Annotated in this window: 10 protein-coding genes; 6 read left to right on the top strand and 4 right to left on the bottom strand. The window is 62.3% G+C overall.

Going from position 1 to position 12,015, the window contains the following annotated elements:
* Window positions 1-49: 49 nt before the first annotated feature.
* Together J3P97_RS10705 and J3P97_RS10700 are read right to left on the bottom strand one after the other, a co-directional pair.
* Window positions 50-1,186 carry a glycerate kinase gene (locus J3P97_RS10705; RefSeq protein ID WP_434674106.1) on the bottom strand — a complete coding sequence of 379 codons (1,137 nt, stop codon included), beginning with the start codon at window positions 1,184-1,186 and terminating at the stop codon, window positions 50-52.
* 291 nt (window positions 1,187-1,477) lie between these two features.
* Entirely contained in the window at window positions 1,478-2,602 is a 1,125-nt protein-coding gene (locus J3P97_RS10700) for a sugar diacid recognition domain-containing protein (protein ID WP_434674105.1), read from the bottom strand.
* A 190-nt stretch (window positions 2,603-2,792) separates the two neighbouring features.
* Here J3P97_RS10700 and J3P97_RS10695 point away from each other — a divergent pair, with 190 nt between their 5' ends.
* The 3 genes from J3P97_RS10695 to rarD all read left to right on the top strand — a co-directional run bounded on the left by J3P97_RS10695 (window position 2,793) and on the right by rarD (window position 6,352).
* Complete coding sequence (locus J3P97_RS10695; RefSeq protein ID WP_434674104.1) at window positions 2,793-4,103, top strand: MFS transporter; 1,311 nt, start codon at window positions 2,793-2,795, stop codon at window positions 4,101-4,103.
* A gap of 198 nt (window positions 4,104-4,301) precedes the next feature.
* Window positions 4,302-5,315, top strand: a complete 1,014-nt coding sequence (locus J3P97_RS10690; protein WP_434674103.1) for an aldo/keto reductase — start codon at window positions 4,302-4,304, stop codon at window positions 5,313-5,315.
* A gap of 152 nt (window positions 5,316-5,467) precedes the next feature.
* On the top strand, window positions 5,468-6,352 hold the full coding sequence (rarD, locus tag J3P97_RS10685) for an EamA family transporter RarD (RefSeq protein WP_434674102.1): 885 nt from the start codon (window positions 5,468-5,470) through the stop codon (window positions 6,350-6,352).
* A 155-nt stretch (window positions 6,353-6,507) separates the two neighbouring features.
* On the opposite strand, the gene hppD is transcribed toward rarD, so the two are convergent.
* Window positions 6,508-7,584, bottom strand: coding sequence for a 4-hydroxyphenylpyruvate dioxygenase (hppD, locus tag J3P97_RS10680; RefSeq protein ID WP_434568898.1), 1,077 nt, complete (start codon window positions 7,582-7,584; stop codon window positions 6,508-6,510).
* 251 nt (window positions 7,585-7,835) lie between these two features.
* Window positions 7,836-8,780, bottom strand: coding sequence for a DMT family transporter (locus J3P97_RS10675; RefSeq protein ID WP_434568899.1), 945 nt, complete (start codon window positions 8,778-8,780; stop codon window positions 7,836-7,838).
* 95 nt (window positions 8,781-8,875) lie between these two features.
* Between J3P97_RS10675 and J3P97_RS10670 the strand changes: the two genes are divergently transcribed.
* The 3 genes from J3P97_RS10670 to J3P97_RS10660 all read left to right on the top strand — a co-directional run bounded on the left by J3P97_RS10670 (window position 8,876) and on the right by J3P97_RS10660 (window position 11,957).
* Window positions 8,876-9,739: a LysR family transcriptional regulator gene (locus J3P97_RS10670; RefSeq protein WP_434603943.1), complete on the top strand. Its 864-nt coding sequence runs from the start codon at window positions 8,876-8,878 to the stop codon at window positions 9,737-9,739.
* Window positions 9,740-9,824: 85 nt separating this feature from the next.
* Window positions 9,825-11,387 carry an EAL domain-containing protein gene (locus J3P97_RS10665; protein WP_434674101.1) on the top strand — a complete coding sequence of 521 codons (1,563 nt, stop codon included), beginning with the start codon at window positions 9,825-9,827 and terminating at the stop codon, window positions 11,385-11,387.
* A 204-nt stretch (window positions 11,388-11,591) separates the two neighbouring features.
* Window positions 11,592-11,957, top strand: coding sequence for a histone-like nucleoid-structuring protein, MvaT/MvaU family (locus J3P97_RS10660; RefSeq protein ID WP_434574225.1), 366 nt, complete (start codon window positions 11,592-11,594; stop codon window positions 11,955-11,957).
* Window positions 11,958-12,015 lie beyond the last annotated feature (58 nt).

The raw sequence follows: 12,015 nt of genomic DNA, 5'->3' as shown, positions 1-12,015 counted from the left end.
GGCAAACTCCGCGGGCCGGTGCCTTATCGTCGGCACCGGCACGGCCGATCTAGCGGGCCGCCACGCGCCAGAGCCGGGCGATGTCCCGCGCGCGCTCGGCCAACAGGCGTGGCGCATCGGTGCAGGCTTCTTGCAGCGTCATTGGCCCGTTCGCCAGGGCAAAGGCGGCATCGATGCCATGCTCATACAGCGCCTGGTAACCCTCCCCCAACGTGCCGGCAATGACTACCACCGGTACACCTTGGCGCCGGGCAATGCGGGCCACGCCAAAAGGCGTCTTGCCGCGCAGGGTCTGCGCATCGAAACGGCCTTCGCCGGTGATGACCAGATCGGCCCCGTTGATCGCCTCGGCCAGGCCGGTCAATTGCGCCACGACTTCGACGCCGGTGCGAAACCGGGCCTGGAGAAAGGCCTTGGCGGCGAATCCCAGGCCTCCGGCGGCGCCACTGCCCGGTTCGTCGCGCACGTCCCGGTGCAACGCCTGGGCGCAGTGTTCGGCGAAATGCCCCAGCGCGCGATCCAGTTGCTGCACCTGCTCGGCAGAAGCGCCCTTCTGCGGGCCGAACACCGCTGAAGCGCCGTGGGGCCCGCACAAGGGGTTATCGACGTCGGCGGCGATCTCGAAACGCACCCCGGCCAGGCGCGGGTCCAACTCGCTAAGGTCAATGCGCGCCAGTTTGCCCAGGGCCACGCCGCCGGGCGGCAGCGATTGGCCCTGTGCGTCCAGCAGCGCCACGCCCAGAGCCTGCATCGCCCCGGCACCGCCGTCGTTGGTGGCACTGCCGCCGATCGCCAGGATCACGCGCCGGGCACCCTCATCGAGGGCGGCGCGAATCAGTTCGCCGGTGCCGAAGGTGCTGCTGGAGCACGCGTCACGCTGTCCCGGCGGCACCAATTGCAGGCCGCTGGCCTCAGCCATCTCGATGATCGCGGTGCCGCTGTCGGGCAGCCAGCCCCAGCGGGCCTCGACAGCGGCGCCCAAGGGCCCGCGAACCAGGGTGCGACGCCACTGGCCGTTGCACGCCGCCAGCACCGACTCCACCGTCCCTTCCCCGCCGTCGGCCATTGGGCATTTGATCAACTGCGCATCCGGCCAGACCTCAGCCAACCCCTGGGCAATCGCGTCCGCCACGCCCTGGGCGCTGAGACTGTCCTTGAACGAGTCGGGGGCGATGATTATTTTCATTTTTGTTCTCCGGTTCCGATGCACAGCATGCTGCCAGCTGACCGCAGCCCTGACGCCGGTCCGCCGCACAAAACTCCTTGGGCATTATTGGTCAATTTCACAAAAATGGCGGTTCGGCATTGCTGGCCTCTTCGCGAGCAGGCTCGCTCCCACAACGGATCCGTGCTGAAAACAAAAATCGCGAGCGCAGCAGATCCAATGTGGGAGCGAGCTTGCTCGCGATAGCGGTGTGTCAGCTTGCAGTTTTTTGAAGCGGATGCCGTCATCGCGAGCAAGCTCGCTCCCACAGGGTCATGCGGGGAGGTTTTGATCGTGCGGCAACAGTTGCACCCCCAGGTACAGCGCCAGCATTCCATCCAGCCGCAGCGGGTCCACGCCGCTGAGCTCGGCGATGCGTTCCATGCGATAGCGCAGGCTGTTGCGGTGGATGCCCAGCGCGTCGGCGCAGGCCTGGCTCTGGCCGTCGTGTTCGCACCAGCTGCGCAGGGTCGCCAGGAGTTGCCCGTTGTTGTCCTTGGCGATCACCTTGCGCAGCGGTGTCAGCAACTCGTCCAGCGCATCGTCGCTGCGATGGCGCCAGAGCAGCACCGGCAGGCGATAACGATTGAGGATCAACAGGCGTGACTGCGGCAGGACATCACGGCCGTAGGCAAGTAGGTCCGCCACGCGCCGGTAGCAATGGCGCAGGCCGGTCAGACCCTCGGCCTGACCGCCCACCGCCACCCTGAGGATGTTCCAGCCCAGCCCGTCGAGCTTGCCAAGCAAGCGCTCGTTCTCCACCGAAGCCGTGACCGGCCGGCACCAGAGCAAAGAAGATTTGGACGAGGTCAGGCACCAGCTGTCCGGGTAGCGCGACATCAGCCACGCGCTCAGCGCCTCGACGGTTTGCCCGGGCCCATGTTCCTGGCCCAGTTCAAACAGGTACGGCACCCGCGACAGCTGCGGCTTGAGGCCCATCTGCAGGGCTTCGTCGAGCAACCGTGGCGAATCGCCGGCATCACCCAGCAGCAGCGCCAGCAAATCATCGCAACGCTGGCGCCGCCATTGCTGCTCGGCCTGCTGGTTGCGCTGGGCGAGCAGCATTTCGGCGGTCATGCGCACCAGTTCGGCGTAGGTGCGCAACTGCGCGGGTTCGCCGGTGATACCGAGGACGCCGATCAGCCGCTGGTCGAGCATCAACGGCAGGTTGATTCCCGGCTGCACGCCCTTGAGGTGCACGGCGGTGTGCTCGTCGATTTCCACCACTCGCCCATTCGCCAGGACCAGCTGCGCACCCTCGTGACGGGTATTGATGCGCTCGCGCTCGCCGCTGGCTAGGATCAGGCCCTGGTTGTCCATGACGTTGACGTTATAGGGCAGAATCGCCATCGCCCGGTCGACGATGTCCTGGGCCAGGTCGTGATCGAGTTCGAACATGGGCGATTCCTTGTGAGCAGGGTTCTTGGTTTTGGGCGTAATGCTTCAGCGCGATTGGTCAGCCGCACAGGGTCCGCGCCCAAACCCTGTGCCCCGGCACAAAGACACGGGCCCTCAGGCTGGCCGAGACTCAAGGGGCGGTCAACGTTACCCCTTGGCACGCCAAAATCATAATAAAGAGAGACCCGCCATGTCCCAGAGCGCAGCAGCCCTCCTGGCTACCCCCGACGAAAAAAATACCGTCTACAAGCGCATCACCCTGCGCTTGATCCCCTTCATCTTCATCTGCTACCTGTTCAACTACCTGGACCGGGTCAACGTTGGCTTCGCCAAGTTGCAGATGCTCGATGCGCTGAAATTCAGCGAAACCGTGTACGGCCTTGGTGCCGGGATATTCTTCATTGGCTACGTGCTGTGTGGCGTGCCGAGCAACCTGGCGCTGACAAAATTCGGCCCGCGGCGCTGGATCGCGCTGATGATGATCACCTGGGGCACGCTGTCGACCTGCCTGCTGTTCGTCACCACCCCGACCGGGTTCTATACCTTGCGGCTGTTCACTGGCGCAGCCGAGGCCGGGTTCTTCCCTGGCGTGGTGCTGTACCTCTCGCAGTGGTTCCCGACGTTCCGTCGCGGCCGGATCATGGCGCTGTTCATGTCGGCCATCCCGGTGTCCGGCCTGCTCGGCAGCCCGTTTTCCGGCTGGATCCTCAACCATTTCGCCGCTGGCCAGGGTGGCCTGGCGGGCTGGCAGTGGATGTTCCTGCTGCAAGGCGTGCCGACGGTGATCCTCGGGGGCCTGGCGTTCTTCCTGCTCAGCGACACCTTCGCCAATGCCAAGTGGCTGACCGACCATGAGCGCGCCGTGCTCACCGCCGACCATGCCGAAGACCTGGCCAACAAGCCGAAGACCACTACCGATTCCCTGGCAGCCGTATTCAAAAACCCGGCGATCTGGGCCTTCGGCCTGGTGTACTTCTGTATCCAGAGCGGCGTGTACGCGATCAACTTCTGGCTGCCGTCGATCATCAAGAACCTGGGTTTCAACGATAACCTGGTGATCGGCTGGCTGAGTGCGATCCCCTATCTGCTGGCGGCGGTGTTCATGCTGCTGGTGGGCCGTTCGGCGGACCTGCACAAGGAGCGCCGCTGGCATCTGGTCGTGCCGATGCTGATGGGTGCGGTCGGGCTGCTGATCGCCGTCAATTTCGCCACTACGCCGGCCATCGCCATCCTCGGCCTGACCATCGCCACCATGGGCGCCCTCACCGGCCTGCCGATGTTCTGGCCGGTGCCCACCGCCCTGCTCAGCGCGGGGGCGGCGGCCGGCGGCCTGGCGCTGATCAATTCCATGGGCCAGATGGCCGGCTTCCTCAGTCCGTACCTGGTGGGCTGGGTCAAGGACGCCACCGGCTCGACCGATGCGGCGCTCTATATGCTGGCGGCAGTGATTGTCTGCGGCAGCCTGCTGGCGTTGCGCATGACGCGCACCCTGCGGGGCTGATACCCCTCTGGCCCCTTGTGGGAGCGAGCTTGCTCGCGATAGCGAAGTGTCAGGCAACATCTTTGTCGATTGATACGCCGCCATCGCGAGCAAGCTCGCTCCCACAGTTGATTTGTGCCGTTTGGATAAAACGGTTGGATCCACACGGCGGTTCTGGTATTTGATGGGACCTTTCCCATCGATAAAAGGATCTTGTCCATGAGCTACCGCACGCTGGGCCATTCCGGGTTGCAAGTCTCGGCGCTGACCCTGGGCACGATGATGTTCGGTGAACAGACCAGCACCGAGGATTCGCTGCGGATCATTGACAAGGCCTGGGACCAGGGCATCAATTTCATCGACACGGCCGATGTCTACACCAACGGCCGTTCCGAAGAAATCGTCGGCGAGGCGATTGCCAGCCGGCGCCACGAGTGGGTGCTCGCCACCAAGGTCGGCTTCGGCCCGCCGGACGGTGTGCCCAACCGCAGCGGCTTGAGCCGCAAGCATATCTTCAACGGCATCGAGGCCAGCCTGACGCGCCTGGGCACCGATTACCTGGACATCTACTACCTGCACCGCGAAGACCACAACACGCCATTGCAGGTCACGGTGTCGGCCATCGGCGATCTGATTCGCCAGGGCAAGATCCGCTACTGGGGCCTGTCGAATTACCGCGCCTGGCGCATCGCCGAAGTGATCCGTATCGCCGACAGCCTGGGCGTCGATCGGCCGGTGATCAGCCAGCCGCTGTACAACATCGTCAACCGCCAGGCGGAAACCGAACAGATCACCGCCGCGCAGAACTACGGCCTCGGCGTGGTGCCCTACAGCCCCCTCGCCCGAGGTGTGCTCAGCGGCAAGTACGCACCCGATGTGGCACCGGATGCCAACAGCCGCGCCGGACGCCAGGACAAGCGCATCCTGGAAACCGAATGGCGGGTCGAATCCTTGCGCATTGCCCAGCAGATCCAGCAATACACCCGGGATCGCGGCGTCGGCATCGTCGAGTTCGCCATTGCCTGGGTGTTGAACAACCGTGCAGTCACGTCGGCGATCGTCGGACCGCGCACCGAAGAACAATGGGACGCGTACACCAGGGCGCAAGCGGTGCGGATCACGGCGGATGACGAAGCGTTCATCGATTCGCTGGTGACACCGGGGCATGCTTCGACGCCGGGCTTCAACGACATCAGTCATTTCGTGCCGGGCCGCGTGCCGCATACGTCGTGATATTCAACGCATGACCACGTGGCGAGGGAGCTTGCTCCCGCTCGGCTGCGTAGCAGCCGCTATTTCGAGTCCGCTACGCGGCCCAGCGCGAGCTTGCTCCCTCGCCACGGGTAAACAACTCCCTGCTGCAATTCCAATAACAAGAGGCATCAGTGTCCAAAGGCATCGCTCTATCGGTATCGGCCTCCGCCCTGTTCGCGGTCCTGTATTACTACACGTCATTGCTCGACCCCTTGACCGGGATGGAAATTTTCGGCTGGCGCATGCTGCTCACCCTGCCATGCATGACCGCATTCATGCTGGTGGCACGGGAGTGGACACTCGTCAGGCAACTTGTCTGGCGCTTGGTCGACACACCGCGCCTGCTGATCGGCGCGACGGTGTCTTCGGCCTTGATGGGAATGCAACTGTGGCTGTTCATGTGGGCGCCGCTCAACGGCTACAGCCTGGACGTATCGCTGGGGTATTTCCTATTGCCGCTGTCGATGGTCATCACCGGGCGTATCGTCTACGGCGAGCGGCTCTCCCGCCTGCAAAAGATCGCGGTGTTCTTCGCCACGCTCGGCGTGCTCAACGAACTCTACCGGGTGGGCGGTTTTTCCTGGGCGACCTTGCTTGTGGTGATGGGCTATCCGATCTACTTCGTCCTGCGCCGGCGCCTGGGCACCGACAACCTGGGCGGGCTCTGGCTGGACATGACGCTGATGCTGCCCCTGGCGTTCTGGTTCGTGCAGAGCGGTGGACAAGGTTTCGCGATTTTCAACCAGCACCCTCGGCTTTCGCTGCTCATCCCGGGACTTGGCGTGATCAGTGCCTCGGCGCTGGTGGCCCACATCATCGCCAGCCGACTGCTGCCGTTCAGCCTGTTCGGGCTGTTGAGCTATGTCGAGCCGGTGTTGCTGCTGGGCGTGGCACTGCTGCTGGGGGAAAGCATCCAGGCTGAGCAATGGCTGACTTACATCCCCATCTGGATGGCGGTGGCCGTGCTGGTACTGGAAGGCTTCAGGCATCTGGTGCGGCAGCGGCGCCGGGCTTGAGGCTACCCCCGCCCTGTGGGAGCGAGCCTGCTCGCGAAGGCTTAGATGACTGACACAGCGCTTTCGCGAGCAGGTTCGCTCCCACAGGGGTCTTGCATCGACAACAAAAAGCCCGCCCGGCATCACTGCCGGGCGGGCTTTTTTACCTGTCGGGTTTACTCGGTAGTGAGTACACCACGCCGCACCTGGTCACGCTCGATCGATTCGAACAGCGCCTTGAAGTTACCCTCGCCGAAGCCATCGTCACCCTTGCGCTGGATGAACTCGAAGAACACCGGCCCCATCAGGGTTTCCGAGAAGATCTGCAGCAACAGGCGCTTGTCGCCCTGCTCCGAGGCCCCGTCCAGCAGGATGCCCCGCGATTGCAGCTCCGCCACCGGTTCGCCATGGTTCGGCAGGCGTCCTTCGAGCATTTCGTAGTAGGTGTCCGGCGGCGCGGTCATGAAGCGCATGCCGATCTTCTTGAGCGCATCCCAGGTCTTGATCAAGTCGTCGGTCAGGAAGGCCACGTGCTGGATGCCTTCGCCATTGAACTGCATCAGGAACTCTTCAATCTGCCCGGCGCCCTTGGATGACTCTTCGTTCAGCGGGATGCGGATCATGCCGTCCGGGGCTGTCATGGCCTTGGAAGTCAGGCCGGTGTATTCGCCCTTGATGTCGAAGTAACGAATCTCGCGGAAATTGAACAGCTTCTCGTAGAAGTTGGCCCAGTAGGCCATGCGCCCGCGATAAACGTTGTGGGTCAGGTGGTCGATGATCTTCAGACCGGCGCCCACCGGATTGCGATCGACACCCTCGAGGAAGACGAAGTCGATGTCGTAGATCGAGCTGCCTTCGCCAAAACGGTCGATCAGGTACAGCGGCGCGCCGCCAATGCCTTTGATCGCCGGGAGGTTCAGCTCCATCGGGCCGGTTTCGATGTGGATCGGCTGGGCACCGAGTTCCAGGGCCTGCTTGTAGGCTTTTTGCGAATCCTTGACGCGGAAGGCCATGCCGCATACCGACGGGCCGTGCTCGGCCGCGAAGTAGGACGCCACGCTGTGCGGTTCGTTGTTGAGGATCAGGTTGATCGCGCCCTGGCGGTACAGGTGCACGTCTTTGGAACGGTGGGTGGCCACCTTGGTGAAGCCCATGATCTCGAAGATCGGCTCCAGGGTATTCGGGGTCGGGGATGCGAACTCAATGAATTCGAAGCCCATCAGGCCCATCGGGTTTTCGTATAGATCTGCCATGTCGGCGCCTCATCAAACTTATCAATTAACAAAAAAACGTTAGTTGCCAGTGATGCTGAGGACGCGGGGCGGCGCGCAGGAAATGCCGCGGACACTGCGGGCGAGGAAGTCGCCATAGATCAGTTGAAACCCAAGTATCTTCATTGTCGACCCAAGGCTATTGCGGGCGAGGCTTCTGCTGCCAGAAGACCTTATTCTTATATGCGTAACCCGATTCTACACAGCGTAACCATATTTGTCCGCCTCAGGTATCAAATCGTCTTTTTTGCCGAACGTGCAAGCGGTTTGTTGCACAGGAAGATCCCCGCCAGGATCAACCCGCCGCCTACGCACATCAACAAAGTGAGCCGTTCGTCGAGCAGCATCGCGCCCAGCAGTACCGCCGTCAGCGGGTTGAGCGCAATGAAGACGCCGGAACGCGTCGCACCGATCCGGCGGATGCCCTGATACCAGGCGATATAGGCCAGGGCCGAACCCAGCACGCCGAGGTACAGCAGGCTCAACCATTGCCTGAGGTCCAGCCCGCGCAATGCCTCGAAGCGGACCTCACCGCCGGCTGCGCACGCCAGCCACAACATCAGCGTGCCCAGCAGGATCGACCAGGTCACTGTCTGCAAAGGACCCAGGCTCTCATTCAGGCCTTTGGAAAACAGCGAATAGATGCCCCACCCCAGCACACAGCCGAAAATCAGCAGATCCCCGCGCCAAGCCTGTTCCGTCGCCTGCAACAGCGCCGGTTCGCGACTGATGATGACCAGCCCCGCCCCACCGATGCACAGCACGATACCGGCGACTTTAAAGCGGCCCAACCGTTCCTTGAACAAACACCAGGAGGCCAAGCCGATCACTGCCGGGTTCAACGCGACGATCAACGAGGCGCGCGACGCGTTGATGTATTGCAAGCCATGGAAGAAACACAGGTTGTAGAAAAAGATCCCGAAGAACCCCAGCGCCGCTAGCTGCAGGCCCTGCTTCAAGCCGGGCCTGGCCAGGGGGATACCGGCGACGCCGAGAAACAGCAGCAACGCGATGCTCGCCAGGAGAAAACGCAAGCTGGCGGCGAACATCGGCGTCAGCGCATCGGCAAGGATCCTACCGGCCACAAAGGTGCCGCCCCAGATCATCGTGACCATCGCAAGCTTGAGGTAAACCGGCAGGTCCGAGGGTGTCGAGGCAGTTTGTTCCAGGGCTTTCATAGTCCACCACTAGGAGATTAATCAATGTCCCGTGTGTCGCTGGGATGGCGTATTGTTCCGCTCATGAAACATCATCGTAAAATGAGCGTTTACTCATGACCCTCACCCAACTCGAAATCTTTTCGCTGGTCGCCGAACTGCAGGGTTTCACCGCGGCCGCGACACGCCTGGGCATCGGCCAGTCAGCGGTGTCCCATGCGATAAAATCCCTGGAACAGGAGTTGGGCGTCGAACTGTTCAGGCGTCATCAATCCCTTGTCGAGCTCAGCGACATCGGCCAGCAATTGTTGCTGCGTGCCCGGGCCATGCTCGGCCTGGCCAACACCCTGCAACAGGAGGCCGCGGATGCCCGCGGCATGCGCCGTGGGACCCTGCGTATCGGCTCGTTCGGACCGACGTCGTCGATGAAACTGCTGCCAGCCATCCTGCAGCGGTACCGCACCCTGCATCCGGGAATCGAAGTGCACATCGATGAAGGGCCGGACCGGCAAGTGCTGCAATGGCTGGATGAACGACGGATCGACGTCGGTTTCGTGGTCCTGCCCGAGGAACGCTTCGATACGTTCGCCTTGATGGAAGACCAGATGGTTGCCCTGCTGCCCACCCATCATCCCCTCGCCGAGCGCGCCTGCGTGGAGCTCAAGGCGCTGTGCAACGACCCCTTCATACTCACCGAGGCCGGCTCCTCGGAAGTGGTCCGGCGGCTGTTCAGCGCCGCCCGGCTCACGCCGAATATCCGCTATCGCTGTTCGCAACTGCTCAGCACGCTGGATGTGGTCAGCCGGGGCGAAGCCGTGACCGTGGTTTCCGAGGGTTCGCTGCCAGCCATGGAAAATCCCGGGTTTGTCGTACGTCCCTTGTCGCCGCGCGTTCCGCGCCAGATCGGCCTCGCGGTGCTGGATAGCCGCCAGGCCTCGCCCGCGACGCTGGCGTTTATCGAAGTGGCCCGGCAACCATAAGCCATCTGGAGGCCGGCGGGCGCGCAACCGCCTGGCCGTCTATCATCGACGCTGTCCCCCGCCCAGGCTCAACAAGGTCGTACCGATGCCATTGTCCGCCACACAGATACGCAAGCGGTCCCGTCGCAATCTGATCACCCTGCTCTTCGGGGTGCTGCCGGTGCTCTCGGGGGTGGGCATTCTCCATATCCAGGCCGAACGGACATTGCAACAGCAGGCCCGCCAGACCGCGGGAGAGCTGGTCCGGCAAGTCGAGCTGATGCTCGACAATACCGCGCTGGCGGCGCGCGCACTGCTGCCCCTGGCCGGTCAACCTTGCGAAGCGGTAAAACTGGCCCTGCGTGACCAGGTGACCCGCCGGCCCTTCGTCCGTTCGACCAAGCTGATATGGGACGACACGCTGTACTGCAGCTCGCTGTTCGGCGAATTCGAGGAGCCGGTCAACCCGCACAATTACCACCAGGGCACTCTGTGGCTGATGGACGGCAACCCGGTCACGCCCGACACCGCGTTGCTGGTCTACCGGCTCAACGAGGGCCGGCAAGGGGCACTGGCGACACTGGACGGTTACCACCTGGCCAATGTCCTGCGCCTGATTGGCGGCGAGACGCGTTTGTTGCTGCAAGTAGGACCGAGCTGGCTGGCGGCGGACGGCAAGGTTCGGCAAACCCCGCCGCCTGCCCAGCCGGTAGCTCGCAACGAGTTGGCCTCGTCACGCTATGCCTTCAACGTCGAAGCCGGCTTCGATGAAGGGGAAACCTGGCGCTACATGACGCGGGAATATCCGCCGCTGTTCAGCCTGCTGATTGTCTTTGGCGCCATCGCGGCGCTGCTCGCGCATTGGACACAGAAACGCGCCTCCTCCCCCAGCCATGAACTGCTACGCGCTCTCGAGGCCGGGGAGTTTGTGCCGTATCTGCAACCGGTGGTGCGCGGCGACGACAAGCGTTGGGCCGGGGTTGAGGTGCTGATGCGCTGGAACCACCCCAAGGAAGGCCTGGTGCGTCCGGACCTGTTTATCCCGCTCGCCGAACACAGCGGGCTGATCGTGCCGATGACCCAGGCACTGATGCAGCAGACCAGGCAATTGCTGGCGCCGCTCGCGCCCCTGCTGGAGGCGCCGTTCCATGTCGGTATCAATATCACCGCCCGCCACTGCAAGGACCTGGCGCTGCTGGAGGATTGCCGCGAGTTCCTGGCCGCGTTCCCACCGGGCGTCGTCACGCTGGTGCTGGAACTGACCGAGCGCGAGCTGATCGAACCGAGCCCAGTGACCCACCAACTGTTCGAGCTGCTGCACGATCTGGGCGTCAAGATCGCCATCGACGATTTCGGCACCGGCCATTCCAGCCTGGGCTACTTGCAGCAGTTCAACGTCGACTTTCTGAAAATCGATCAAAGCTTCGTCGCGATGATCGGCGCCGATGCGCTGTCACGCCATATCCTGGACAGCATCATCGAGTTGTCGGGAAAACTGCAGTTGGAGATCGTCGCAGAGGGCGTCGAAACCGTTGAGCAAAGCGATTACCTGACGGCTCACAACGTCAACTTTCTACAAGGCTATCTGTTTGGCCGGCCTATTAGTGGCCAAGACTTCAATGCTGCGCTGACCGCCGCTAAAAACCCGCCCACGACACCGCTCGATTGACCGATACACGCCACACGCGTTGGAACAATTGTTCCTGTTACATAACGAAAAAGTTACGATTTACACTTTCTGAATTAACTACTACAATTTTTTTGCCTGTGCCAGAGAGCAGGAAGTCATTATCATCGAGTCGCTACAAAGCGCTTGGCTTAATGCTTTGTTGGCGGTTTGTATCAGCCAGACATTTTGATTGGAGTAACGATATTGTCCAGACTCGCTGAATTCCGTGCAGCCGAAAGGGCCCTTCAGGAGCAGCTCAAACAGCTGGAATCTCTGAAGAATGACGCCGGGCTGAAAAAAGAGATCGAATTTGAAGAAAAGCTCTTGGGGCTGATGAAAACCTACGGCAAGAGCTTGCGCGACATCGTCGCCATTCTTGATCCGAAGCCGTCCAAGGCCGGCCCGCAGGCGGTCAAGCCAACCAAGACCCGCCGCGCCCGCGTGGTCAAGGTGTACCAGAACCCGCACACCGGCGAGCTGATCGAAACCAAGGGCGGCAACCACCGCGGCCTGAAAGCGTGGAAGGAACAATACGGGGCTCAAACCGTTGATTCCTGGTTGCGCGGTTGACCATCGGCATTATTGAGAAGCCCTGACTGGTTCAGGGCTTTTTTGTGCCGGACAACTT

Source organism: Pseudomonas sp. R1-15 (genome assembly GCF_051132085.1).
Taxonomy (GTDB): Bacteria; Pseudomonadota; Gammaproteobacteria; order Pseudomonadales; family Pseudomonadaceae; genus Aquipseudomonas.
The sequence above is the reverse complement of the archived record's forward strand: the minus strand, read 5'-3'. Positions and strand labels throughout refer to the sequence as shown.